The organism is Nocardia sp. NPDC049707, from assembly GCF_040674855.1.
Classification (GTDB): domain Bacteria; phylum Actinomycetota; class Actinomycetes; order Mycobacteriales; family Mycobacteriaceae; genus Nocardia.
On sequence record NZ_JBFANN010000004.1, the window covers coordinates 191,580 to 218,422 of the forward strand.

Below are 26,843 nucleotides of genomic sequence, written 5' to 3' on the forward strand. Positions count from 1 at the left end.
GACTCGCCAATACCATGGCGGCGGTGCTTGCCTTAATAGTAAGGCTGGTCGGCTGCCACCCGGTCGATCGCGATCGGGTGCCGTCCAGGATCAGATAGGCGTGCCCGTCGTTCTTCGGCTGCTGCAGCGCCGATCTCAGCTTCGCACGCGTGCCGCAAATAGCTCCGCCGTTTCGGTGATGTAGCGCCAGGCAGTCGTCGTCGAGACGTCGAACCCGGCCCCGATGTCGGCATAAGTTTCGGCTTTGCACAGATGGGCCAGCACGAGCAGGGCTTGGCGGCCCGGGTCGAGCTTGCGCCAGGCCAGCCCTATCGCGCGGCGGTGCCGGCGGATCAGCCCAGCGACGAAGTGGAGGGTCTGGCATGACAACGGCAGCGCGGAACGGTAGAAGAACAACGGAAGCCCTTGGTGTACAGCATGTCTTGGTCAACAGCCGTCTTACCAAGGGTTTCCTCGTGTCAGGTGAAGGCATCGCCGCCTCGCCAGTTTCATTGCCCACCAACAACATCCAGTCAGGATGAAAAGGGCTCGATGTGTCAGACTTGTTCTACCCAATGTGATGCAAGACACATTATTTAGTTCCGTTGTAGTGGAACCAGATTCGTAGATATTGCGTCGAATCATATTGAAGGGAAGCAAAGTTGGATGCGGTTGGTGTGCCATGCATGTCGCTGGTGGGTGTGCGGCTGGTTTGTCGACAACTCCTGATGCAGAGGAATGCACTACAACACATCCGAAGTGCGGCTCGGAGCGAGTAATAAGGAGGGATCTCGTGAGGCTATCGTCACTTCAGATCAGTCGTCGGCGCAGGTCGATGATCCGCTCGAGCTGTTGGGATCCGTTGTCGGAGACGGTGCGTCGGCACCGCTGCCAGCGCGATCCCGAGGCATTGCAGATCCTTCGTGTGCCGACTCGGCCCCTCTATGCGGATCCCGGTTCAAGCGGCTGACGCGGAGGCTGTCGTGCTTGGAAACGGTGAATCCGGATTCATCCGGACGCAATCGACCTCAAGCAGTTGACATAACTAGAGACCTCGGGTTGGGGAGCTGGCACTCCCCAACCCCAGGAAGCCGCACCTCAATGCGGTCTGTTCACAGTCCACAACTTACAAAGGAACCTCGTATGAATCTCATTCGCAAGTCGATCGCTGCCGGTCTGATCATACTTGCATCGGGTGCCGTCGGATTGCTGTCGCCGCAGTTGGCGTTGGCCGATGTGCCCGCGAGTCAGATGACCTCAGTGGAGCTCGTTAGTAAGGGTAGCTGTGCGGCGAGCGACAGTCTTGGAGACATCGCCGATGCGTTTATTTCTAAGTGTCGAAAGGGGTCTATTCGGAGAGAGTTCCCCGGAGAATTGTTGCAGTCGTCGCTGGGTGACATAAAGAACGGAGGGAGCGCTGTCCACAAGAAGGCATGGAAGTTGTTGAATGACAGCCGGTTCAAAAAGTAGCGAGGAGGCTCATGGTGGAAAGAAGTCTGTTTGTTGCCGTTGTTGTATATCAATCGACTTCGGACGCTCCTGATTATCGCAGCTTGTATCAGGAAGATTTCGTTTTGATACATTCTGAATCTGAGGAGATGGCTCGTCAGCGCGCTTTGGAAATTGCAAAAGAGCAGGAGTGTGTCTATCGTAATGAAAAGGGTGAGAATATCACAGTCGCTTTTAAGTGTCTCGTTGATGTTAGTCCGGCGATAGATGATGAACTTTCCAATGATGCTGTTTTGTATACGCGCCATTTCAGAGACTATGAATCCTATCGCCGAATGGAACCGCTCCTGGATGATAATCCACTGTAGCGCGACGGTATATCAGTGGCGCGCGATTGTCTTGACGCCGTTGTGACGATGTAGCGGCCGGTTAGGAGGCTGCGTATGTCGGTGACCAATTGTGAACGCCAGGAAAGTGTTCAGAATTCAACGCAACCCGATAATTGGTTGAAGGCGCATGCTACGTCTGACCTGCAAAATATTAGTAACAGAGAGGGAAGTTTCTATGAAGAATGTCAAGGTTAAGGCTGTTGCCGCATTGTTTGTCGGATCATTGGCAATGATCGGCGGAATTAGTGCGGTTGGATCCGGAGTTGCGCAAGCGCACCCGGGGTCAATAACCGGACACGAGGTGTACGACTCTGATTCGGAGTGTTACCAAGATCTCCGCTCCCATCGTGAAACTAGGGAGTGGGAGTGCACCAGGCGATCGGACGGGAAATATGGGTTGGATGGCAAGACGCATGCCCAGTAATTAGAGAAGTCGGGTCTCGGTGAAGAGAGAATGAACATCACGAAGAAGGTTGTTGCTTCGTTGGCCGTATCCATGGCAGCATTCGGAACACTCGGGATGATCGGTGCCGGGGGTGCGTCTGCTGGTGCTCCTGACGTGCGGTTCGTGGCCGGCCCAATGGATACCGTGTACCCATCGAAGTCGGAATGTGAAAAGCACATCCCGAGGCGAAAGCAGGCTTCGGATCCCAGGTACACGTGCGAGGGTTCCGGCAATCATTGGGTAATCGGATCCTGGAGCAATTAAGTTGGTATAGCAACACTCAAGGGTCTCAGCAAGCTTGCTTGCTGAGACCCTTGGCGTCGTGATGATTTGTGCTACATATCGTCTGAAGTAACCCCGAACCTGCGTCGAATCGGGAACGACGCGAGATAACCGAGGATCAGCGCCGCAGCGATAACACCAGTGCCGATGAGCGCGACGTTGCGTGCCAGGTTGGTCGGCGGCGGTGGTGGTACCGGCACCGCGAGCTGCTGGCTCTTGGCCGGGCTCGGGCGCTTGGGCGGTAGCTCGGTCGGTACCTCGTTGGTCAACGCGCCGATCGGGTCCACCGTGCCGTATCCGATGTACGGGTTCCAGCCGTCGGCGGGTGCGTGGGCGGTCGCTTCCAGCCGTTTGATCACTTCTGGTGCGCGCAGTTCCGGAAAGCGGGCGCGGACGAGCGCGGCCACACCGGAAACATAGGGAGCGGCGAAGCTGGTGCCCTGCAACTTATTTGGTGTGTTCTCTCTTCCGATGGTGGCGTTCGTGGTGCCGGTGCCGTTCGCATCGAGAGAGACGATGTCCTCGCCGGGTGCGGCGATGCCTACCCACGGTCCGGGCACTGTAAAGCTTGACGGCGCACCGTACTGATCGATGGACCCAACGGTGAGGACGTATTCGTCATAACGCGGTGGTGTGACATTGGTGGACAGATTTTTCCATAGATCAGCGTTCGGATTGAGCGGATCAAAATCGGGATTGCCCGCTGAGCACTTGTCGTCCTTGTTGCCGGCAGCGACGACCACTACGACGTCTCGTTCCAGCGTGGCATAGCGCAGCGCGGCGCCGAGCGGCCCATCATTGGGTGTGACGGAGCCTGGCACGCATGCGACGAGCGAAATATTGATAATCGATGCACCCAGGTCTGCCGCGCGTCGGACCGCGGAGGCGAGTGCCTCGATCCTGCCGTATCCCTGTGGTGGATCCTCAGGGCGCTGTTCTTCTGACTTGCCCGCCACCTGGAACATCTTGCTGGTCTGCCGGATGGAGAGGAGCCGCGCATCTGGCGCCACACCGGAGAAACCTTGGCCATCAACTTGTTTGGCCGCGATGATGCCGGCAACGGCGGTGCCGTGCGCATCGCAGTCGCTGAGTCCGTCGCCGGGATTGGCGACATAGTCACCCCCGGCCTCGAGATCGGGCAGGCGCGGGTGTTTCGCTACCCCGGTATCGATGACCGCGACGAGCTGTCCGGCGCCACGCGAAAATTCCCAGGCACGGGGCAGATTGAGCGAGAGCTGCGGTGGCGGGGTCGCCGGGCCGTCCCCACCGGACTGCGTGCTCACACAGGGGTTGTTCGCCTTCTGCTCCGTCTTGTCCGGAGGCACGGCTGGATCACCGGACGGCAGCAAGGCTGGGTTGACGGGAGCCGGGCGGTCGGCATGTGCAACGCTCTGGCCGAGTCCGAATGAAGAGTACAGCCCCAGTGTCACCACCGTCGCGGCGGCGCGCAAGCTCGCCTTCACAGCCCGCGAACCAGCGAGTAGAGCGAGGCCACCCAGAACACCAGCGGCAGCACGGCGGCCACGAATGCGTACTCGAGCAATTCGATGCCACGGCGCATCGGCGGTGTCGCGGACTGATTCGGAATGATGATGCCGAGAATCAGGGCGGCGACCAGCACCACCATCGCCGCCCCGAAGACGGCCAGCGGCTGTTCCATACCGATGGCGACGCCGACCATCATGATCAGCACGATCGCCGCGCCGCCCGCGATCAGCACCACGGCCTGTTCCGCACCCGCGTAGGTCCGGCTGCGGAACATCAGCACCACTGCGGTCACCAGTGCCAGTGCGATACCGGGCCAATACGGATCCGCGGCACCAGGGTCGGTAGCCGACAACGCACCCGCTACCGAGACCAGCGTGGTCGCCGAGACGAGTCCGGCCAGGTACATGCGCGCCCGCTCCGATTTCACCCGCAGCACTTCCATGGTCGGCAGCGCGCGGTGATCGTCCGGATCGTCCTCGGTCGGGTCGATCGGGGTGCCGGGGGAGGGCACCGGCGGCAGCGGCAGCTTGGCGAGCAGCATCGAAATCCGTGGTGCGAGCGAAAGACCCGTGAGTCCGAGCGCGGCGAGGACGGCGCCGACGGCCTTCTCCGGCTGGTCGGTCAGCATGCCGACCAGCGCGGCCGGTACCGCGTACACCGCGAGCGTGGCCGCGCCGATGAACAGCGCGAGTCCGACGCCGGTGACGCGCCAGGCGAGAACCGCTGTCGCGCCGACCAATACCGAACCGAGCAGCAGATGCGCCCAGCCGTAATCGTCGGGCACATAAAGCATTCCGGCGGTGAACGCGGCGGGCAGCGCACAGCCGCCGAGCACCAGCGCTGTCGAGGCATCGCCGTACATCCGGCTGAGCACCATGCCCGCGACCACGAGCAGAATCGCCACGGTCAACGCGACCGAACCGCTCACCCAGCCCGGCAGCGCGTCTTTGGACAGCAGCAGACCGAGGCAGCCGACGATCATGGTGAGCGCGGCGAGCACCGAACCGGTGATCCGGGCGACCTTCGGCGTCCAGCTGCGGTAGTGATCGGCATCGGCGATCGCGACGTTGTACATGATGTCGTCGAACAGCGGCGTCGGCGCGGTGTGCGAGGCGCTCTCCAGCATGAGCAGCTCGCCGTCGCGCACGCCGTGCTCACCGAGGCTCAGCGAATTGGAGAAGGGGGGATGGCCGATTCGGGCCAGCACCCATTCGGCGGGTTCGAAGCGTTCGCCCTCATTGTCGAAATCGTTGGTCCGACTGTGTTGAGCGACCATATCGACGACACTCGGAATCACCAGCGCGACCGGCACATCGACCGGAATCGCCATATCCACCTGGGTGTGCTTCGCGAGAATCGTGACCCGGGCGAGGTCGGGCGCACGGACGATGCCGCGCGAGGATTCTTCGTCGATGTGGTCAAGTCGCGCGTGCGTCAAGCTTCCCCCAACTCGGTCTCTACCTCGTATTTCCGCGTCCCGTGCGCGAGGGGGCCGAGCTTGCGAACCCACCGTTCGGGCAGCAGAATGCTGGTCGAACTGTACGACATGTCAGCTGTGCGCTCTACACTGAGGCCGAAAAGGCGCAGCTTGCGAAGAGGGGGATCTCGTCCGATGAGTACCGTCCGGTTCCAGCGGCGTGCGCGTCGCGAGATGCCACGCACGCCCGGTGGCGAGGTCACGCTGCAGCCGCCGCCCGAAATCCCAAGGGTGACACCGGGCAGCCTGGTATCGAAGCTGATGCCGGTCGTGATGGTCGTCGGCATGGTCGGCATGATGGCGCTGCTGTTCACCCAGGGCGGCGGTATCGCGTCGAACCCGATGAGCATGATGTTCCCGATGATGATGGTCGTCTCCATGGTCGGCATGTTCGCCGGTCAGGGCAGCGGCAAGGGGCAGAAGGCGGCCGAGGCGAACGAGGACCGCAAGGACTATCTGCGCTACCTCGACCAGGTCCGCAAGGACGTCGACCAGACCGCCGCCCAGCAGCGCTCCTCGGTCGAGTGGAGCCATCCGGAACCGACGCTGATCTGGATGTTGGCCGGTACCAGCCGCATGTGGGAACGTCGCGCCGGGGACAAGGACTTCTGCCACGCCCGCATCGGCACCGGCGGGCAGCGTCTGGCCACCCGCCTGGTCGCGCCGGAGACCGGTCCGGTCGAGGAATTGGAGCCGATCGCCGCGGTCTCGCTGCGCCGCTTCGTGCGCGCACATTCCACGGTGCCCGATCTGCCGACCGCGATCGCGGTCAAGGGCTTCGCGACCATCGCGCTCGACGGCGACCGGGCCGAGGCCCGCGATATGACTCGCGCAATGCTGTTGCAGCTGTGCATGTTCCAGGCGCCGGACCAGGTGCTCATCGCCCTCGTCTGCGGCCCGGACACCGCCCGCGAATGGGAGTGGACCAAGTGGCTGCCGCACACCCAGCATCCGGACACGCAGGACGGTATCGGCACCCAGCGCATGTTCTACGGCTCGATTCGCGAGGCTACCGCCGGCCTGCATCCGTTGCTGGCCAACCGCGTTCGCTACTCCCGCAACCAGCCCGCCAACGCCAACCTGGTGCATATCGTCATTGTCGTCGACGGCGGCCTGCTGGAGGCCGAAGAAGACCACCTTCGCGAATCCGGTTACGAAGGCGTGACCATTATCGACTTGTGCGGCTACGCACCGCGTTTGGCGGTTTCGCGCGGTATCAAGATGGTCGTGGAGAATGGTGAATGCGTCGGTCGCGGCGCCACCGGCAACCAGGAGCGTTTCGCGCTGATCGACCAGATCAGCCCGGAGCAGGCCCAACAGGTCGCGCGTCGACTCGCGCCGTATCGCGCCGCGACCCAGCGCAGCAGCGATGTGGAAAACGATGACGCCGAAGTGATCTCGACCTGGACCCAGCTGATGAAACTCGGCGATATCGGTACGTTCAACCCCGAACATGCCTGGCGTCCGCGTTACGGCCGCGAGCGGCTGCGCGTGCCCTTCGGTGTCGGCGCGGATGGTGCGCCCATCGAACTCGATATCAAGGAAGCCGCCGAAAGCGGTATGGGCCCGCACGGATTGTGCATCGGCGCAACCGGTTCCGGTAAGTCGGAGTTCCTGCGCACCCTGGTGCTCAGTCTGCTGGCGACGCATTCGCCGGACCAGCTGAACCTGGTGCTGGTCGACTTCAAGGGCGGCGCGACCTTCCTCGGGCTGGACGGTGTTCCGCACGTCGCGGCCGTCATTACCAACCTGGAAGAGGAAGCCGACCTCGTCGACCGTATGCGCGACGCCCTGGCCGGCGAAATGAATCGCCGCCAGGAAGTGCTGCGTCAGGCGGGCAACTTCGCCAATGTCTCCGAATACGAGAAGGCGCGGGCCGCGGGCGCCGATCTGGACCCGTTGCCCGCACTGTTCGTGGTGCTCGACGAGTTCTCCGAATTGCTCACCCAGCATCCGGATTTCGCCGAACTGTTCGTGATGATCGGCCGCCTCGGCCGCTCGCTGCACGTGCACCTGCTGCTGGCCTCGCAGCGCCTCGAGGAAGGCAAGCTGAAGGGTCTGGAGAGTCACCTCTCCTACCGCATCGGTCTGAAGACGTTCTCCGCCAACGAATCCCGCCAGGTCCTCGGTGTTCCCGACGCGTACAACCTGCCCGGAATCCCCGGCGGTGGCTACCTCAAATCCGACTCCGGTGAGATCCAGCGCTTCCAGGCTGCCTACGTCTCCGGCCCCTACGTCGGCGGCGGCTCCCAGCGCGAGGTCACCCAGGCCGGTGTCGCGGGCGGCGAAATCGACATCAAGGCACGCCCTTTCACCGCAACCCACGTCGACTTCCGCGCGATCGACCGCGTCCCGCTGCCATCGGAGGCGTCGCACGATCCGGAGCCACAGTCCGAAGACGGCGAACAGATCTCCAACCTGAACATGCTGGCCTCCCGCATCCAGGGCCACGGCCGCCCGGCCCACGAGATCTGGCTCCCGCCCCTGGACGAGGCCCCCACCCTCGACCAGCTCATCCCGCGCAGCGTGCTCACCGGCGAATACTCCGCCGTCGCCACCCTGCGCGCGCCCATGGGCATCGTCGACCGCCCCTATGACCAGCGCCGTGACCCCTTCGTCGTGGACCTGTCGGGCTCACGCGGCAATGTCGCGATTGTCGGCGGCCCGCAGTCGGGTAAGTCGACGGCCCTGCGCACCATGATCATGGCCTTGTCGCTCACCCACACCGCCGAACAGGTGCAGTTCTACTGCCTCGACTTCGGTGGTGGCACCCTGGCCAGTCTCGAAGGCCTGCCGCACGTGGGTTCGGTGGCCAGCCGCCTGGATGAGGACAAGGTCCGCCGCACCATTGCCGAAATGACCACGGTCGTCCGTCAACGCGAGGGACGGTTCCGGCAACTCGGCATCGAATCGATGACCGAATTCCGCCGCTTGCGCGCCATGGACCCGGCCAGCAGTCCGGCCGCAGCCGGTGCTCACGAGGATCCATTCGGCGATGTCTTCCTGGTGATCGACGGCTTCAGCTCGGTCCGCCAAGACTTCGACCCGCTCGAACAGCCGATCATGAACCTTGCGGTACAGGGCCTTTCCTATGGCGTACACGTCGTCATCGCCCTCAACCGCTGGGCCGAGGCCCGCCCCGCCCTGAAAGACCAGATCGGCACCCGGATCGAACTCCGCCTCGGTGACCCCATGGACTCCGACCTCGGCCGCAAGTTCGCTTCGCTTGTGCCGCAGGGGCGTCCGGGGCGTGGTATGACGCCCGAGTGCCTGCACATGCTGACCGGTCTGCCGCGCATCGATGGCAGCGCGGATCAGGACAACCTCGGCCAAGCCGTCGCTGAGGCGGTGGCGACCATCGCCCGCCTGACCCCGGGCCGCCACGCACCCGCGGCCCGGATGCTGCCGGAAATGCTGCCGCGCGAGCAGTTGCTGCAGCTCGCGGGCAATTGGCCCTCGCAGGTCGATCCGGAAGCCAAGTGCATGCGAATTCCGCTCGGTATCAACGAATCCGAGCTGGCTCCGGTCTACCTCGACTTCAACGAGAGCCCGCACTTCATCGTCCTCGGTGATACCGAAAGCGGTAAGACGACCTTGCTCCGGTCGATCATCGAGAGCATCGCGGCCTCGAATACACCGGATCAGGCGCGTTTCATCCTCGGCGACTACCGACGATCAATGCTGGGACTCGTGCCCGACGGGTACCTCGCCGGATACGGTTCCACCGCACCGCAGTTCACCCAGAACATGACCGATCTCGCCGCCTATGTCGCGCAGCGGACACCGGGACCCGATGTCACGCCACAGCAGTTGCGCGACCGCTCGTGGTGGCGCGGTCCGGAGCTCTATGTCATCGTCGACGACTATGACCTGGTCGCGTCTTCCAGCGGCAACCCGGTATCGGTACTGGTCGACCACCTGCCGCATGCGCGTGACCTCGGTTTCCACGTGATCATCGCGCGCCGTTCCGGTGGTGCCAGCCGGGCCATGTACGAAGCGACGGTCGCGCGCATGAAGGATCTCGGTTCGGCCGCACTGGTCATGAGCTGCAATAAGGACGAGGGCGTGCTCTTCGGTACCACCCGACCCGGTATCAAACCGCCTGGGCGAGGCACCTACGTCACGCGCAATACCGAGGGCCTGATTCAGCTGGCCTGGATGCCGCCGGCCGAGTAATGCCGAACGTCGATCTGGTGGTGACCGACGCCCGCATATGGGCGCGCGGTCCGGCCACCCATTGGGATGTGCCGCCCTCGGTGGTGCTCGGCAGCAACGGGGATCTCGTTGTCGGCGAGCCACTTACGCCGCCGACGCAGGTCAGCTCCGCCGTCCAGTACGTCGCGGCGGATCGGATCGCCTTGCTGCCGCGCGTGCCGAGCGTCGCCGAGGTGATGGCGTCGGTGGTCGGGACCGTCATGCGCAACCTCGGTGTCCCGGTGCCATGTGCGCAGATCACCGTCGTCTGCCCGACCGAATGGGGTGCTCGTCGGCGAGCGATATTTGCCGAGGCGGCGCGCCGCTTCACCGCGGATGTGGTGTTCGAGGACATGGCAATTCGCGCGGTCGTCGCCGATGTCCGCACCGCTCGTAGTCGCCGCACGCTCGTCTTGGAGTTCGGCCCGCTCTCGACCACCGTGACCGCCGTGGTGCGCAGCCACGAGGGCATTCACATCGAATCATGTGAGCACGAACCGAATCTCGCGGTTGCCGATATCGAACCGGAGTCGACTGCCTCCTACGATCTGTGCGAACTCATCGATCGCGTGCTCGCGGGTGAGCCCGCCGATATTGCTCAGGCCGTTGGGGTTTCCGATCCGGCGAAGCTGGACCTGATCCGGTCGGGTGTGCAACAGGTCTGCACCCAGGCGATCGAAGTACGTCCGATCGCGGGCGCGGATCTGGTGCGTAGGCCACAGCAGGAACCGGAATATCAACCCGAAGTCGCCCCGCTGCCGACCACTGAGTGGATGCAGTCGCTGCGTCAGCGGGCCGCGGCCATGCAGCCACCCGGTCGAAATACCAAGGCCTATGCGATCGCTGGTATCGCCGGAGCGCTGGTGGTCGCCGCGGTTGCGGTCGGTGCGGTCGTCGCATCAGGCGGCTCGGACGACAAACCCGAAGTTGCGGCACCGAGCCCATCAGCGGTCGCAGGCACGACCGCACAGTCGCCGGTCACCCAGCCGCCGACGACCTCGAAGTCATCATCGGAAACCGCTGGACGCGTACGCTTTCAGATCCCATCAGGTTGGCGCCTGACGCAGGCCGTCGACCCCACCAAATCGCGGATCGACCTCGTCCCGTCGGACGGAGCCCGTGCCCGCATTACGCTGATCCAGACCCCGGTCGCCCCGGGCGCCGGATACGAGCAGGTCGCCGCCAATCTCGAAACTCAGATGAAGCAGCAGCCGAACGGCAAGCTGAGCGATCTGAAGCACGACGTGGTCTTCGGCGGTAAGTCCGGGCTCGCCTACACCGAACAGCCAGGCGACGGTTCAACGGTGAGCTGGCATGTGCTGGTAGAGCACGGACTTCAGGTCAGCACCGGATGCCAGTACCTCGGTGGCACCGACTCGATCAAACAACCCTGCGAGCAGTTCGCGGCCTCGCTACAGGTCAATCCCTGAACGATATTGTCCCAGTATGGTTTCGCTGCACTCGGTGCATAAACAATTCGAGCCCCCGGCACAATCGCTGAGGGCTCGAATTTGTCCGAGTTCGAACTCAGAAGATGTTCGACAGCGCGACGTCGGTGCCCTGCAGCTCCGAGTTGCCCTTGTCGACAAGTGAACCGGCGCCCTGCAGGGTGACGTTCAGCTGGGTGGTCATCTGGTTCCAGTTGGTCTGGAACTGGCCGAAAGCCTCATTCGCGGCACCGGAACCGTAGACGCTGATGTACTCTTCGACCTTCTTGTGGAAGGCCTCGAGGTCCTGCTGGATGCCCTCGGCGCGGCGGATGAGTGTCCTGGCACCCTCGGCAACGCCGTCGAACTGGGCGGAGATGGTCTGGCTCATGGTTCAGTCTCCTTAGCGTGTAGGTCGGGATGATCAGACGGCGGGCAGGTCCAGGCTGGAGACCTGGGCATTGACTTTGCTGGAGAATTCGTCGTCCTGGTCCTGGAACGAGGTGCCCATCTTGACGAGCTTCTCGGCGGTCTCCGCCAGCTTGTCGTTCATCTTGTCGGCCTGGTAGTAGTAGCGCTCCATGAACGCGTTGAACGCGTCACGGGCCGCACCCTGCCAGTTGGCGCCGTTGGTCATGTTGTCTTCGTCGGTCTTCAGCTGCCTGATGGCGGCCATCAGGCTGTCGTGCTGCTCCTGGAACTCCTTGGCCTTCTGGCGGATAAGTTCGGGACTCGCTTCGAGCTTGCCGGTGTTAGCCACTGTGGCTCCTCCTGGTTCTACTGATGGTCAAACGTTGCAGGTGCCAGCTGACCTGTTCATATGGTTGGACGCTTCATAGGCGCGATCGGTTCCATCCAGTTCTCGGAAAACCTGATGGGCTCCTGTGCGTCCGGTCGCCTGCGCGTTATCCGACTGGTGCACCGTGAATGGAGGCTGCATGAACTCCCCCTGGACATCTCGTACCGCGGTGCCGCAACAACGGTCGCTGCCGGCGTTCCCCTCCTTCCCCCTTCGCTCGCTTTTCCACCTGAACTGGCTAGTGGGCTGGCTGCGAACACCCTACCGAACGGCCCGGCTTCACGTCTACCGCGCGACCGACGTCCACCGAGGCAGCGCACTACTTTGTCACGACTTTGGCGATGGTCGGGATCATCTTGTCGGCCAACAGATTCGTCGATTGGTCGGTCCAGACCTGGAAAGCCTGGACGGTCGCCGGATCATCCACCACGACCACTTTGGCCGAACTGGTCAGTATCGAGCCCGGCAGGCCACGCAGCCCGCCATTGCCCGCCTCGCTATCGGATCGCAGCACTATGACGATATCGGTGTCGATGTCGATCGAGTAGCTGCTCGCAGACAGCTGTCGCGGTGATTTCTCGTCTCCAACAGCCTTGTACTTGGTGTTGTACCGGAAACCGATGTCCTGCAGGAATTTCGACTGCGCGCTCGGATGCAGCGCTACCGAAAGCGTGGCATTGCCATAATTGAAGGCCGTTATGGTCTTTCCGTCGAATTGCGGATAGTCGCTGCGGACTTGGGCCAATGTGTCGCGGCCGCCCGCGTCGTTGATCCTGCCCTGTCTGGTGAAGAAGAAGGTGCCTGCGGCGACGGCCGCTGTGACTACCAGGGTGATGATGGCGGGCACAAGGAAACGGCGAGCGCCCGAGCGATTCTTTCCGTTGCCATTGCGCTGGGTCGCTATGAGACTCTGGTCGGTGGTTTCGCGTTGAGTTGGCTGCCCATATCCGGTATTCGCGGCGTACGCCGGGATCAGGGTGCCGGATTCGGTGCTATATCCGGGGATCGGCGTATTGGGATTTGTGCCGTATCCGGGGATCGGCGTGCGCGCGTCCGTCGAGTATGCGGCCTCGGGTGCCCGGAACTGGTTGCCGTACAGCGCGGCCTCGGCCGCTCGAGTGAATTCGCGGCATGTCGCATAGCGCTGCTCCGGGTCCTTGGCCATCACCTTCTCGATCACCGCGTCGAGCGCGGGCGGCAGACCGGGCCGGACAGCGCTCAGCTTCGGCGGCGGCTCGTGCAGATGCCCCATCATGACCACCGCAGGCATGGTCGACGGGTAGGGATTTTGGCCTGTCAGCAGTTTGAAAAAGGCGCAGCCGAGGCTGTAGATGTCGGCGCGCGGGTCGAGGCTGGTTCCCACCAACTGTTCGGGCGGCGCGTAGGCCACGGTGGCCATGAAATTGCCGGTGGCCGTGAGGTCTTGGCCGTCCTCGGCGGATTTCGCGACACCGAAATCGGTGAGCAGCACCCGCTCCTCATCGCCCTCCTCGGCGGCGGAGAGCAGGAAGTTGGCCGGCTTCACATCGCGATGCAGCAATCCGCGCCGATGCGCGTAGTCGAGTCCCTTACCCACCTCGGAAACGATGCGCAGCGCCCGCTGCGGCGTCATCACCGCCGGGCCCTTCCTGGCCTCGTCCGCGGCGTCGACGCCATCGACGTACTGCATGGCGATCCAGAGCTGCCCGGCTTCTTCACCGCGATTGTAGACCGCGACGATATTCGGATGATCAAGTCCGGCAGCGAGATTCGCCTCGCGCTCGAAGCGGGCCCGGAACTCGTCATCGGTGGACAGATCGGCGCTGAGGACCTTCAATGCGTCGCGACGGGGCAGAATGGGATTCTGCGCCAGGTAGACAGTGCCCATGCCGCCGCTGCCGAGAACCTGCAGTACCCGGTAGCCGCCTACGATTGCGCCGGGCCGCAACGCCATTCGCTCCTCCTCAACGATGTCGAACGCCCGGACATGCGAGCCTTCGGAAAAATCTAGCAAGTCGACGGTGGGTATTCGACTCGCATCTCGTCAGGTACCCACTGGTGGGCACGGTATATCCGGCCGCTCAACGCGCGCTTGGCAATATCTTGTATCGGGCGGGCGCCCGTTTGATATGTCCTGGATCCGGTCTTCGGATTGCGTAGCCCGACCAGTGTCAGACCCGGTTGCGTATTCCCGATGATCGAGGTCGAGCAGCCCGTCGCCATGGTGAGCGCCAAGGCCAATGCGGCGCCTGCTCACAGTCTCTTGCTCACGAGATTGCCCTCACACGCTGGTCAACAAGGCGAATTGCGCCGACACCTTCTGATGGAGATCCTGCAACTGCTTTCCGAAGGCCTGTACGGTGTACCGGTCGATTTGGAAGACACAGATATTCATGGCGACGGTTTGCTGATCGCCGGATCCGACCAGATCCGCATAGCACTCGGTGTGTTCGCCGAGTCCGGAAGGCGCTTCGACCATCTTCTTGTTCGCCGCCAGATTCTTCGAAGGCTGCCATTCCTGCCAGAGCGCCTCCGCGCCCTTGGCGGTCTTGCTGCGAAATACCGACGCATCGCCGAAGGCGACCAGATCGACCTCGCCCTTCTCCAGGGTCCCCATCGTGGTGGGTTTGGAATTCAAGAGACTCAGCATGCCGCGGCCCTCGTACAACCCGTCCGGTTCGCCGCGCAACGGTTGCTCCGGATTGCTCGGGATCGTCCGTCCCAGGAGTCCGGGAGGATCGAGCGGTATGTGCGCGAGCTCGGAGGCCGGTGTCGGGTGGAACTTGTCGAGCAGTGGAACCTGCACGTCCAGCATCCGCTCGACCTGGGGGGTCAACGCGGAGAGGTCGGGTGCGGAGGTGTCGTCCACAACCTTGATGAAGATGACGTACCGGTCGTGCACAGTCCAGGAGCCGATGGAAGAGATATCCGGTCGCCAGTGCGCGGTTGTGTTGGCGTGCTTGGTAATCGGAACCGGTTGATTGTCGCGGTTGTAGGTGAAGTCGTCGTGCTCGAGCATCGGGCCGACCGTCATCGCGGTCTGCGCATCCGGGAACATCAATACCGCGACGTTCAGCGTCCGCCGCTTGTCCTCCGGCGCGCCGCCGGTGGACCAGGCATTGACCCAACCCGCGGTCAGATCCTTGGCCACCTCGTCGAAAGTATCGTTGATAACGAGATTGCCCAGGGTTTTTCGGTTGAGCACGATATGCGAGCGAAGGCTCCACACGTCTTCGACATATGTGGGATCTGCTTCATAGGGCAAGGCGACGTAGTCGGCAAGTCGCTGCGCCTCGCGCGCGCGAGCTTGTTTGTCGCTCTTGGCATTACCGATTGTGCGCGGCTTGGTCTGGTAGTTGCCGACATCGAGCTCGGACGCATCGGATTGGACCCGCGTAGCGGTGCCGGGGACCTCGGTACCGCAACCGACAATGCCCAGCGCCGAGACGCCGACCGCGAGCAGAGTCCAGATCGCCCGAACCGGCATCGATTTCACTGCGATCTTCAACGCTTCCCCTTCATGCGCATGGTTCCCGCGGAATCCTACTAGCTGTGATCAATGTACGAGCAGCTTGTATTGTGCTGCGGTCCGCTGATATAGCTCCTGGGGGTTGTGGCCGGTTACCCGCGCGACGTAGCGGTCGTAAGCGAAATAGCAAACCGGCGGATAACGGGAGGAAGTCGATTTCGTGTCTTTGTTGTCGAAGCAACGTACGCCAGGCATATTCGGCGGACTGTCGATCTTCCGGTAGCCATCCGAGTCCCGGTCCGCAAAAGCGGCCAGCAGGCGAGTAGCGCTGTCGGCATCACGGGCGCGAAAGAGCCTTGCGCTGGAAAAAGAGACAAAATCTACGCCGGCATCGTCGAAAGCGGCTTTAGTAAGGCCGGGTAGATTCTCGAAATGTAGCGCTGCATGGACGGGGAGGACCATCGAGTTGTCGTAATCCTTGCGGATCCGATCCTTCTCCTCTAGCGGCAAGGTTCGGCTCAGGAGCCCGTCCACATCCAGGGGGAGCGATCCGAGCTGGTCAACCGGGGTGGGAGTGTAGCTGGCCAGCATCTCGATCTGCTTTTGGAAGTATTTCTGTGCGAAGTCGATAAGCGGTGCTGGCTCCGCCGGTTCACTGAGCGGGTCCTCGATATGCACGTATATCGCCATCACATCGTGTGTCAGCCATGCATCGAGATATTTCTTGCTGACCGACCATTTCGCGCGTGCCTGCGGGAATTTGGGTAGTTGTACCGAATCGCCGGGCAAATTCTCGGATTGTCGGTCGGCCAGACGGCGAAGTGCGGTTTCGGCCTGCACGGTGTTCGGAAACCGTAGCAGGGAAAGGTTGACCTGTCGACCGAGTGATGGTTGCTTGCGGCGCTCGCCGCTGGTGTCCCATCCGGCGATCATCTCTCGAGTTGATTCGGCTAATTCTTCATCGCTCAATGAGAATACTGTCGGTTTGGCAAACGGAGTAACTCTGCGATCAGTGTTGGTAAGTCGCTGGAAAGAGTATCTTCCGTCCACATCGAAAGGCAGTAGAGTCGAATTGCCGATTCGGATCGCCTCCAGTGCTGGCCCGGTTCGCGATATTCGGATTGCCTCGATATCGCGTGGAACTATCGGGTAATTACCGGACTCCAGTTTCGAGGTGTCGATGGTCGGAGTAGTCGTGTGGGCGGTACCGCCACATCCGGCGGTAGTCGCAATCGCGAGGGCGAGCAGGAGGCGCAGAATGTTTGGGAGTCGCATGACAGCCTCGTTACTCACTCTTTGCCAGGACCGAATACTGTGCAGCCGCACGCTGATACAGCGCATGGTCGACCCGAGCGGATGAGAGCATCTTCGACATGACCACGCCGACATATCTTCCGTACACGACAGCGCACAGGCCGTTGAAAAGACGATATGGATCGGTCTTGTCGAGCTTCACACACCGAGCGTCGGGCAGACCCGGTGGGGGATCGAGCACGTCGTCATTCTTGCCGGCTTTGGTCAGCGTGGACTGTAGGCGGAAGGCACCCGACAAATCCCTCGTTCGATAGATGATCCCGCCGCGTCGTGCGATGAGATCTACACCGCTTTCGTCGAATACCTTTGCGACTTCGGCCGGGTTGCGTTCGAAGTGCAGTTCGCCGGTCGGCTGAAAAGGACCGAAATCCCAGTCGTAGATGTAGGGGTCGCTGTAATCGGATGCTCGAGGCAGCGCGCGCCGCATGATGCTGTCCGGATCAACGGGAAGGTCGAGGATATCGTCGAGCGGCGTGGGCTGAGTCTGGTCCAAACGAGCTATCTGCTTGTCCAGCGTCTTCCGGATGACCTCGGTCAGTGCGGCCTGATTCGGTTCCGGGATGCCGACATTCGCCATGACGACGTATGGGCCGTGTGCCAGAAAGGAAATACCGGTGACGTCATCCGGTGACGACGTCTTGGCATCCGGATGGCCAGAGATCGGAACCTGGTGTCGGCCAGGATCAGAATTCGTGGTCGAGTCGAAATCGTTGGCAGCCTTCATCGCGGCGGTTTCGGTCGGAAACCGCAGCACCGAGATGATCAGTTTCTTTCGGCTCCGAAGGTTTTCGTTGATCCGCGAGACGTAGACCCCCAGCAGTAGGTTGTTGTCGACTCCGGCGGATCGGTACTTCTCCGGGAAGGTATTCGACTCGGCTAGCTGATTGCCGTCGAAGAACACCTTGATGTCACCGAGGACGTTGATGTCGCTGTCGATCTCGTAGGAGGGAGTTAGATAGTTGAGTAGCCGCTGCGCTTCGATGCTACGCACGTCGGCCGAGCTGGTGATGTCGGGTTCGTAGGCGGTCGGTTCGGCCTTGTAGGGGCCAGTATTCAGGGTCTTTGGATCCACCGGCGTCAGCCCTGGTCCGGCATGCCCGGTCACACTCCCAGCGCAGCTCGCGCTCGCCATGGCGCCCACCATGAGTAGTGTGACGAATCCGCCTCGCATACTCACATTTCCCCCCGTCCCGTCGGCCTACCTCCTGCCGGATCCTACTCGACGCAGTACCGTCAGCATCGGGACGGAAACGAGCAGTCGATCCGGATCCTATGGCAGGTCGATCATTTGAGCGGTGGACAGTGCGGGCATTTGGTCGAGCGGGCCAATCGCACGCCCAAGGCCCGGTCAGCGAGCGCAGTCTCAGAGGCTGTTGGCCAATAGCGCGTATTGCGCGGTCACCTTCTGCCGCACATCCGTTTCCTTATCGCTGGTGACCACGCCGACATACCGCTTGTACGGGACATAGCAGCGGTACTTGTACTGCCGCTCGGGATCGCCTTTGCTATTGAGCTGCAAGCACTTTGCGCCCGGAATATCCTTGGGCGCGTCGATCGGGTCGAAGGTATTGCGCACCTCGTCGATCAACCCATCGATGAACTTCTGTGCGGCCGGATAGTCCCGGACGCGGGTGACCGAGCCGTTGTCGGCAATGGCGAATCGTTCGACCCCGACCTCGTCGACCAGCTTCTGGGTCTTGGACTCGTCCTCGGCCGACTGGACGAAATAACTGGGCCCGTAGATTGCGAAGTTATCGGCATTCGGGGTGTGCCCCCGGCGATCCGCGACCACCACGCGCCCGAGCATGCCCTCCGGGTCGACCTTCAGGCTGCTGAACTTGTCCTGCGGGGTCGCCTGAAACTTGTCCAACGCGCCGACCTGGGCATCCAGCGTTTTCTCGACCCAGTCGAGCAGGTCGGGACCGTCCGCGCGGGGCCGCCCGACGAACAGTGAGATGACGAACTCCTTGTGCGCCATGAAGGTTCCGATATTGGGAACGCCCGGGCGCCAATGGATATAGGCGTCGGGATATTTGCTCGACGGCAGTTTGCGGTTGTCGGGGGAGATATTGATATCGGCGTCCTCGAGTTCGCGGGCGGCGATTTTCGCGGTAGCCTCGTCCGGGAACCGGAATACGACATCGGTGATCGCCGTGGTGTCGGCCGAGGGTCGGGTCTGACCGCGCGGATCGGGTTTATCCGAACCGCTGGTGGCGTATCCGGTGAGGTATTTGCGGTTCACCAGCACCGGCTTGGATGCTGATGCGACATGTTCGACGGCATCGTCGATGCTGCTGAGCACCTTGCCTTCCCGTCCATAGCTGAGCGACGGGTCGATCTTCGAACTGGCGACCACCGCCTCCGACATCCGCATGCCCTCGACCAGCGCCCCGTTCTTGCCCGCGTCCTGGTTGTAGGTGTGTCGATCGACCGGATAGGTGCCGACCTCGAGTTTGCGCACATCTTGTTCGGCCGCCAGCGGCGTCCCCTGCACGCCGCTGCACCCGACCAACACCCCGCTCACCGCGATACAAGCCACGGCGAACGCGATCCGCGAAGTCCCAACCATGACAGGCCCCTCGTTCGTCCCGATGTGCATCTGAAGTTACCGGACGGACACAAGGACAGGGACCCCTTAGGGCTTCGATTGCAATACCCTTGTCATTGTGGCGACGACCCCGCACTGCGCACCGCTGGAAGACCGATTCCGTTGAAGGAGCGGCAGGTTGAGGTCATTGTCGGAGGTCACGCCGTCGCCCGGGTCGCGGGCGCGGTGGTGGTCGTCGCACATCGTGGGCATGCGCGCCTGACTCCGGACACACCCGCCGTCGTCGCGTTGGGATCACTGGCCGAGCTCGTGCGAGAGGCCGCCGAACAGCATCCGCAGGGGCCGGGCGCACTGGTCGCGCGCGCGGCAACCCGGTGGCTCATGACGCATGCGGAACAGATCAGTCCCGGTGTGCCAATCGATTTCGGCATCCTGTCCGCGGCCGAGACCGGCGGGATGGCGATCTTCCTGCACGGTGCGGTCACCGCGGTGCTCGCCGGCGACGGCACGCTCGAGCGCTATCGGGGCAGCGATGCGGCCTTCACGGTGGACCGGGTCGCGACGGTGCCCGCCAGGGCGGTCGCGCTCTTCGTCGACGAACCCGAGGGCCGCATTCCGGATCTGCCCGCCGAGCGGGGGATCGGCTGGTTGGTGGAGGGCATCGCGCAGGCGGGCGGTGCGATCGTCTGGTCCGACGCGGTGCGTGGCCGGTCCGAACCGCTGCGACCGGCGGGCGCGCATCGACCGCCGCCGCCGACCGCGCGCATCGACTCGGGCCCGACCCAGCGTCGCCGGCCCGAACCGGAGTCGGGGGCCGAACCACAGCTGACCGAGACCCGCGCGTCGACCGCGATGCTCGATTCGGTCCGGGAACAAGAACCGGTCGATTCGCATCACGCGCCGACCCAAACGGGCGGCACCAATCCGGCCCCGCGCCCGGATCCGGATCTGCAGCGCAGGCTGGAGGCCACCGCGAAGGCCACGGCCCTCACCGTCAAGGTGATGGGATTCAAGTGCGCGCGTGCGCATCCCAGCGATCCGCGCTCGGCGTTCTGTACGGTCTGCGGGATGCCGGTGGATCAGACGCAGCAGCTGATCGAGGTGGTCCGCCCGCCGCTCGGCATGTTGGTCCTCGACGACGGTATGACCTACATGCTGGCCGCGGACGCGGTCCTCGGCCGCGATCCGGAACACTCCGAACAGGCCCGCCGCGGCATGGTGCCGTTGAAGGTGGAGGATTCCTCGGGCGGGATGTCCCGCGCGCATGCCGAGGTGCGGCTGGTGAATTGGGATGTGTCGCTGGTGGATCGAGGGTCCACCAATGGCACCCGCACCCGCCTGCCCGGTTACCGCGATTGGGTCCGGTTGGCGCCGAATCAGCCGATGCTCCTGGCGCCCGGCACCGAGGTGATGATCGGCAACCGGGTCCTGCGTTTCGAGCCGGCCGCCCCGCCGCCGTTCGGCTGAGAGTCAGTACTCGACGAATACCGCGCAGGGCTCAGGAGATACGCGAAGGGTTGCTGCGTCGTGCCGGCTGTCCGATTGGTCACGAATATCGTGACATGCATGTCTTTTCGCCGTTCATGACTCCCGCGCGAAACGCGTCGACACGGGAGAACCCACTCCGCACGGTCTGGCCCTGTATATCGCTTGCTGCCAGCCCGTCGACCAGCAGTCCGGAGACCGCCTCGTCGAGATCGCCCGCGGCCAAGACGATATCGCCCTGCGCCTGGGTCCGGCCCGGTTGCGCGAGCTTGCCGGTGACCACACCCGACAGGCAGGCCGCGCGCAATCCCGTCTTGGCGCCGACCAACTGCTGACCGTTGCTCTGCTGGACGGCGAGGGTATAGCGCGAAATGAAGACGATGTACCCGTTGTAATCGCCGGTCACCTTGATCGGCAACGGATCGTTGTCATCGACATCGGAGGTGCCGCGCTGCGCGAGCGCGGGCACATCGGTCGCGATGGCGTTCGTGGCCGGACAATACGAAACCGGCGGTGTGGTAACGCCGTTCTTGCAGTCGATCTTCGCGCCGGAATAGTCGTAGGTCGGCGCCTTCTTCAGCGGCAGGATCACGGCGAGTGCCTTGCTGAGCTCGATCAGACTGTCCTTGTCGATCGGATTCTCGCCGTGGCCGGGATCGTCCTTGAAGCTCTGCGGCAAATTGCCGCGGCGGCGTTCGATCTCGTGCATATCAATGGCCTTGCATGCCTTCGGGCCATCGGTGAAACCGATCTGCACGGCCGTGACCCGCTCGAACGCCGAACCGTGCACGCTCTCCGGATCATCCGGATTGGAGTCCCGAATGGCGACGGTCGCGGCAAGCACCGAGTTCAGACCATCGGAGGTATTGATGGTGAAGTGCTTGGATTTGCCTTCGGCCACATGGCGAATGAACGCACCCGAGAAGCAGTCGGCCTGCTGCTCCTTGACGATCACCGGATCCTTCGGCTGCACGATTTTCGCCAGCGTCTGGATGGCGTGTCCGTATTCATGGGCGAGCACCATGATCACGGCCATCTTGCCGAAGGTGTCCTGGATCGTCGGCAACAGCACCGAGCGGTCCCAGCCGATCGAGTTGTCGAGTCGGCAGTAGGCGGCGTTCACCAGGTGATAGGTGGATTCCTTACAGAATTCGAGCGACTGGCTGCGCGGTGCCTTCGCGCTCCAGGAGATCAGCTTGTCGACCGGTTTGAACTCGCCGTCGAAGTCCTTGCTGTATTCGGCGCGCCAATATGTCTGAATATCCTCGATCGCGTTGAGCGCCAAGGCATCCACTTCGCCGCTGTCCCCATTGACCGCGGTGAGCGAGGTATCGGGGACGCCGGGGCGCGGTCCGCTCGGACCACCTGTGGTGGGCAGTCCGGCGACCCTGAACGGATCGTCGTAGACCGAAACCGCTCGACCTTGCACCGCGCGAGTACAGCCCGCCAACATGGTGATTACGCATATTGCTACGGCAATGACCGCGGTTGCTCGGAGTTTCGGCAAGGCTCCCCCTGGTCGGCCGGTCGCACGTTCATAACGGTCTCCGGGTCGGGGTAATAGGCGCATCAGGGGCACCGCCGACGTCCGGGTGATGGAATAGTATCCGCTGCATGTCTTTACCGGGGGCGCAGACCATCACCGTGCGCCATGATGGAACCGAACGGGTCTTCGATTCGAATCAACAGGTCACGATGGGCCGCGCACCGGAAGTTACTCTGTTCGTGGACAGCCCGCTGGTCTCGCGAGTGCACGCGACGCTCGCCTGGCAGGGGAACAGCTGGGTACTCATCGACAATGGCAGCACCAACGGCGTCTTCGTGGATGCGCGACGATTGAGTCAGCCGGTGCCGATCAATCGGCCGACACAGGTGCGGCTCGGCGATGCGATCAGCGGTCCGCTACTGCATCTGCTACCCGCGACGCCGTCGGCCCGGCCGCAGCGGCCGGTCGCACAACCGCCGGCCCAGCCGCCACCGTCGCAGCCGCAGTCGTCGGTGCCGCCGGGTTATCAGCATCCGCGGCGGACATCGCAGGCACCGCCGCCATCCCAACAGCGTCCGGAACCGCATCTCCAGCAGCCATCGCAGCAGCGTCCAGAACAGCCACCTTCGCAGCCGCAGCCCGCCCAGCCGCAGCAGCCGAACGTCAATATGACCTTCAAGGCCGATAGTTCGATGCTGCCGCCGGTCCGCTCCCGCCCGTCCAGCTCACCGATCGCCAGGCCCGACCGCCTGCCGCCCGGCGGGCTGAATATCGGTCGTACTTCCGATAATCAGATCGTTGTCAACGATCCGTTGGCCTCGCGCAAGCACGCTCGTCTGGTCGCGTCCGCCGAGGGCCTGATCATCGAGGACCTCGGCTCGGCCAACGGCACCTTCGTCAACGGCCATCGCGAGCAGCGCGCGGTACTGCGTGAGCGCGACATCATCACCATCGGCAATATCGACTTCGTCGTCCAGCAGGGCACGCTGGTGCATCGGCAGAAGCCGGTCGCCGAACAGGGCCTGCACGTGCACGGCGTCGGCTTCACCGTCGAGGGCAATAAGCAGTTGCTCGTCGATGTGAACATGCAGGCGGGGCGCGGCACGCTCACCGCGCTGATCGGACCCTCCGGCGCGGGCAAATCGACGCTGTCGAAATTGATCGCGGGCACCACGCACCCCTCCGGCGGTGTGGTTACCTTCGAGGGGCGCAACCTGCACGCCGAATACGAGGCGCTGCGTTCCCGCATCGGCATGGTGCCGCAGGACGATGTGTTGCACCGGCAGCTCACCGTGCGTCAGGCCCTCGGCTACGCCGCCGAACTGCGACTTCCGCCGGACAACTCGAAGGCCGACCGCCAGCAGGTGATCGACGGTGTGCTGAAAGAACTTTCGCTCATCGAACATGCCGACACCAGGGTGGACCGGCTCTCCGGCGGTCAGCGCAAGCGCGCGTCGGTGGCGCTGGAACTGCTCACCGGTCCGTCACTGCTGATCCTGGACGAACCGACCTCGGGGCTGGATCCGGCGCTCGACCGTCAGGTGATGGTGATGCTGCGCGAACTGGCCGATGCCGGGCGCACTGTCATCGTGGTCACCCACTCGGTGGCCTGCCTGGACATGTGCGATCAGGTGCTGTTGCTCGCGCCCGGTGGCAAGACCGCCTTCTGCGGTCATCCGGCCAGCGTCGGCGCGGCCATGGGCACCAGCGACTGGGCGGAGATCTTCGGGCGGGTCGCCGCGAATCCGGATCAGGCCTTCGCCGCGTACCGGTCCAGGCTGGCCTTCGCGCCACCGCCGCCACCGCCCGCGCCGCCGCGGCAGGGATCGGCTGGCAGTCCGCCGCAATCCGGGCGCGCCAAGCAGTTCTCCACCCTCGCACGACGCCAGGTGCGGTTGATCTTCGCCGACCGCGGTTACCTGGCGTTCCTGGTGATCCTGCCCTTCATCCTCGGTGCGCTGTCGCTGGTGGTGCCGGGCAGTAACGGTTTCCAGAGCGGTCCGCTGGAGCAGGTGCAGAGCGGCAACGAGACGCTGTTCGTCCCGTCCGGCGGCAGCGAGACCCAGCAGTTGCTCGTCGTATTGATTCTGGGCGCCTGCTTTATGGGGTCGACGCTGACCGTGCGCGATCTGGTCGGTGAGCGCACCATCTTCTATCGCGAGCGCGCGGTCGGGCTGCTGCCCTCGGCGTATCTGTTGGCCAAGATCGCGGTGTTCAGCATTACCGCGTTCCTGCAGGCGGCGGTGCTCGTCGGCATCACACTGATCGGTAAGAAGCCGCCGCTGGCGGGCTCGGTCATGCCGAACGGGTCCGCCGAGCTGTACTTGGATATCGCATTGACCGCGGTGTGCTGTGTGGTCTTCGGACTGCTGCTGTCCAGTCTGGCGAGGTCCAATGAGCAGGTCATGCCGATGCTCGTGGTGATGATCATGGTCCAGTTGGTCATGGCGGGTGGCCTGATTCCGGTGACCCACCGGGTGGTGCTGGAGCAGATCTCGTGGCTGTTCCCGTCGCGGTGGGGTTATGCGGCCGGGTCGTCGACGGTGGATATTCGGACACTGTTCGCCAACGCGCAACCCGACGCATTGTGGAAGCACGAGCCGAATATCTGGTACCTCGATATCGGCCTGCTGGTCGCGATAACGGTGGTGTTGGCGTTCATCACGTGGCGTCGGTTGCGGTTGCGGAAGTCGAACGCGGCGGCGTGAACGAGCGAACCATGTCACCACAGCGCGGCGGGCCGTGCGACGGAACCGAGCGCCGGCAACGTGAAGTCGTACGGACCTGCTCAGGCCGGCTCTCACCGGACGCAGTGCGCATATCGCTAGCGCAGCAGGCACACTTATGCCTGTGACGGTGCGAGTTGGGGCAGTACATCTCGGGTGGGATGTGGTGTCCGTTGCCGCGGGCGGCGGCGGGACACCGATCCGCCCCGTGCAGGTAGAAGGTACATACACGCCGCCGGCATATTTGCTGGCGGATTCGTCGGGTCGGCTGCATACCGCCGGAGTGGAGCGGCAGCGGCCGGATCTGGGCATGGCGATCGCTGATGTGCGCGACATCCTCGGTCATCCGCAGATCATGGTGGCCGGTGCGACCTGGCCCGCCGAACTGGTCTTCCGTGCCCGCATGTACAACCCGCTCGCGGCCGTCGGCAAATATCTGCGTGGTAAACCGGATCTGATCGCGCTGCCCTTCCCGGACGGCTGGCCCGACGCGAAGGTCGATGTGTACGTCGACCTGGTCGAACGGCTGGACGTCACGGTCGAACCGCTGCCGGAAAGCGTCGCGCTGTCCGGATATGTGCGTGCGCTGGGGCTGGTGCGGTCGCCGGACGATCGCAATCCGCACGGCATCGGCGCGACCGGGGTGTACTCCGACGGGCGGACCATGTTGGTTGTCGCGGTGCACGGCGACGATGAGCAGCCGACCGAATCGGTCGACGTACCGGTCACCGCGGAGGCAATGCGCGACGCGCGTTCGGCCGACAATGTGGTGATAGAGGTGATGGCCGCGGCCCGCTCGATCGGCGCGGACACCTCGACGGTGCTGCTGTCCGGCAATGTCTGCTTCAACGACGCGCTGCGGTTGGCGTTCCAGAACCACCTCGGGCACCGGTTGCACGTGGCCGATCACCCGATGCACGCGCTGGTGCTCGGGGCCGCGCACCTGCTGGTGACCGATAACGAGAACGGTGAGCCGGAGTCGGCGGGCCGACATGCCGAGCCCGCACCGCCGCCGCGGGTGCGGCCGGTGGAGTCGGCACAGCAGCAGGCCGAATCGGCACAGCAGCAGGAGCATTCGGCGCAGCGTCAGGCGGAAGCGTTCCATGCGCGGTCGGATGTGCCGTCTCGCTCGGAGCAGGAGACGGCCCGTCCTGAGCAGGGGCAGGGCCGTCGTGAGGGCGCGCAGTCGCATCCGTCGGTGGTTCAGTACGGGCCTGGATATCCGACCGCGCAGTCGTCGACCGAGCCGACGGGGGAGGAACCGACCACCAGGGTCAGCCGGGAGTCCCTGCCGCCGAACCTCGCCGAGTTGGGAAGCCGGTTCACCCGCCCGCCCGGGCAATATCCGGAAGAGCAGCGGCCCACAGTCATCGGTCGGCCGCCGACACCGCAGGGACCGACGCCGCAAGGACAGGTGCAGCCGTCGGCTCCGCGCGGTCCCTACCAGCCGCAGCAGGAGCAACCGCCGCCGAGCGGCTCGGAGTGGCAGTCGCGCGAATCGGACGAGGACGCGGACAAACCACGCAAGGGCAACCGATGGGGCAAGTTGTTCGGTGCGCATGCGGTGGTCGGTGCCGCCGCATTGGCCGCGATGGCCATGTCTTCAGGCGGTGACCGGGTCGAACTGGCCACTGATGTCACCGGAGCGCCGGTCTCCTGCCCGTTGACCCCGTACGTGACCAATGAGCAGCGTGCGGGCATTGCCGCGGCGCGCGGATACGACCCGGGCCTGGTGTCGGAACAGGGCGACTCCGGATTCGACGCCGCGGGCGCGGAGTGCGCGCAACCGAGCATCGACGTCCCCCGCTACGTGGTCCCTGGCCCGCCCGGCGCCATCGACCACGGACCGCCGATCGAGATCTGACCGGTTTCATACCGCTGGGACATGGCTGGTATCGTTGCCCGTC

General features: G+C 63.6%; 17 protein-coding genes and 1 pseudogene. 7 read left to right on the forward strand and 11 right to left on the reverse strand.

Annotation, left to right across the window (positions count from 1 at the left end; genetic code table 11):
- Positions 1-35: 35 nt before the first annotated feature.
- Positions 36-396: pseudogene (locus AB0J29_RS06765) on the reverse strand (transposase family protein); the annotation flags it as partial.
- Positions 397-1,122: 726 nt separating this feature from the next.
- Between AB0J29_RS06765 and AB0J29_RS06770 the strand changes: the two are divergent.
- Positions 1,123-1,449: a hypothetical protein gene (locus tag AB0J29_RS06770; RefSeq protein ID WP_364780405.1), complete on the forward strand. Its 327-nt coding sequence runs from the start codon at positions 1,123-1,125 to the stop codon at positions 1,447-1,449.
- 11 nt (positions 1,450-1,460) lie between these two features.
- On the forward strand, positions 1,461-1,796 hold the full coding sequence (locus tag AB0J29_RS06775) for a DUF4288 domain-containing protein (protein WP_364780408.1): 336 nt from the start codon (positions 1,461-1,463) through the stop codon (positions 1,794-1,796).
- Positions 1,797-2,597: 801 nt separating this feature from the next.
- On the opposite strand, the gene mycP is transcribed toward AB0J29_RS06775, so the two are convergent.
- Both mycP and eccD read right to left on the reverse strand, forming a co-directional pair.
- On the reverse strand, positions 2,598-4,007 hold the full coding sequence (gene mycP / locus AB0J29_RS06780; RefSeq protein WP_364780411.1) for a type VII secretion-associated serine protease mycosin: 1,410 nt from the start codon (positions 4,005-4,007) through the stop codon (positions 2,598-2,600).
- Positions 4,004-5,470 (reverse strand): type VII secretion integral membrane protein EccD, encoded by a 1,467-nt coding sequence (gene eccD / locus AB0J29_RS06785; RefSeq protein WP_364780416.1) that lies wholly within the window; start codon positions 5,468-5,470, stop codon positions 4,004-4,006. The genes mycP and eccD overlap by 4 nt, the downstream gene beginning before the upstream one ends.
- 174 nt (positions 5,471-5,644) lie before the next feature.
- Between eccD and eccCa the strand changes: the two genes are divergently transcribed.
- Both eccCa and AB0J29_RS06795 read left to right on the forward strand, forming a co-directional pair.
- On the forward strand, positions 5,645-9,685 hold the full coding sequence (gene eccCa, locus AB0J29_RS06790; RefSeq protein ID WP_364780419.1) for a type VII secretion protein EccCa: 4,041 nt from the start codon (positions 5,645-5,647) through the stop codon (positions 9,683-9,685).
- Entirely contained in the window at positions 9,685-11,133 is a 1,449-nt protein-coding gene (locus tag AB0J29_RS06795; protein ID WP_364780422.1) for a type VII secretion-associated protein, read from the forward strand. The genes eccCa and AB0J29_RS06795 overlap by 1 nt, the downstream gene beginning before the upstream one ends.
- Positions 11,134-11,230: 97 nt before the next feature.
- On the opposite strand, the gene AB0J29_RS06800 is transcribed toward AB0J29_RS06795, so the two are convergent.
- The 7 genes from AB0J29_RS06800 to AB0J29_RS06830 form a co-directional block, all read right to left on the reverse strand.
- The gene (locus AB0J29_RS06800) at positions 11,231-11,521 is read right to left on the reverse strand and encodes a WXG100 family type VII secretion target (RefSeq protein WP_364780425.1); all 291 of its coding nucleotides are present in this window, start codon (positions 11,519-11,521) and stop codon (positions 11,231-11,233) included.
- Positions 11,522-11,554: 33 nt separating this feature from the next.
- Positions 11,555-11,890, reverse strand: coding sequence for a WXG100 family type VII secretion target (locus AB0J29_RS06805; RefSeq protein ID WP_364780428.1), 336 nt, complete (start codon positions 11,888-11,890; stop codon positions 11,555-11,557).
- A 358-nt stretch (positions 11,891-12,248) separates the two neighbouring features.
- A complete protein-coding gene (locus tag AB0J29_RS06810) occupies positions 12,249-13,862 on the reverse strand; it encodes a serine/threonine-protein kinase (RefSeq protein WP_364780431.1) in 1,614 nt (537 codons plus the stop codon).
- A 327-nt stretch (positions 13,863-14,189) separates the two neighbouring features.
- The gene (locus AB0J29_RS06815; protein ID WP_364780434.1) at positions 14,190-15,416 is read right to left on the reverse strand and encodes a hypothetical protein; all 1,227 of its coding nucleotides are present in this window, start codon (positions 15,414-15,416) and stop codon (positions 14,190-14,192) included.
- Between the two features lie 48 nt (positions 15,417-15,464).
- Complete coding sequence (locus AB0J29_RS06820) at positions 15,465-16,346, reverse strand: hypothetical protein (RefSeq protein WP_364780437.1); 882 nt, start codon at positions 16,344-16,346, stop codon at positions 15,465-15,467.
- Positions 16,347-16,662: 316 nt separating this feature from the next.
- On the reverse strand, positions 16,663-17,868 hold the full coding sequence (locus AB0J29_RS06825) for a hypothetical protein (RefSeq protein WP_364780440.1): 1,206 nt from the start codon (positions 17,866-17,868) through the stop codon (positions 16,663-16,665).
- Between the two features lie 186 nt (positions 17,869-18,054).
- A complete protein-coding gene (locus AB0J29_RS06830; RefSeq protein WP_364780443.1) occupies positions 18,055-19,260 on the reverse strand; it encodes a hypothetical protein in 1,206 nt (401 codons plus the stop codon).
- Positions 19,261-19,401: 141 nt separating this feature from the next.
- On the opposite strand from AB0J29_RS06830, the gene AB0J29_RS06835 reads away from it, so the two are divergent.
- Entirely contained in the window at positions 19,402-20,706 is a 1,305-nt protein-coding gene (locus AB0J29_RS06835) for an FHA domain-containing protein (RefSeq protein ID WP_364780446.1), read from the forward strand.
- 79 nt (positions 20,707-20,785) lie between these two features.
- On the opposite strand, the gene AB0J29_RS06840 is transcribed toward AB0J29_RS06835, so the two are convergent.
- Entirely contained in the window at positions 20,786-22,231 is a 1,446-nt protein-coding gene (locus tag AB0J29_RS06840; RefSeq protein ID WP_364780449.1) for a metallopeptidase, read from the reverse strand.
- 107 nt (positions 22,232-22,338) lie between these two features.
- Between AB0J29_RS06840 and AB0J29_RS06845 the strand changes: the two genes are divergently transcribed.
- Positions 22,339-24,918: an FHA domain-containing protein gene (locus tag AB0J29_RS06845; RefSeq protein ID WP_364780453.1), complete on the forward strand. Its 2,580-nt coding sequence runs from the start codon at positions 22,339-22,341 to the stop codon at positions 24,916-24,918.
- A gap of 136 nt (positions 24,919-25,054) precedes the next feature.
- Entirely contained in the window at positions 25,055-26,800 is a 1,746-nt protein-coding gene (locus tag AB0J29_RS06850) for a hypothetical protein (protein WP_364780456.1), read from the forward strand.
- The last annotated feature ends 43 nt before the right edge of the window (positions 26,801-26,843 follow it).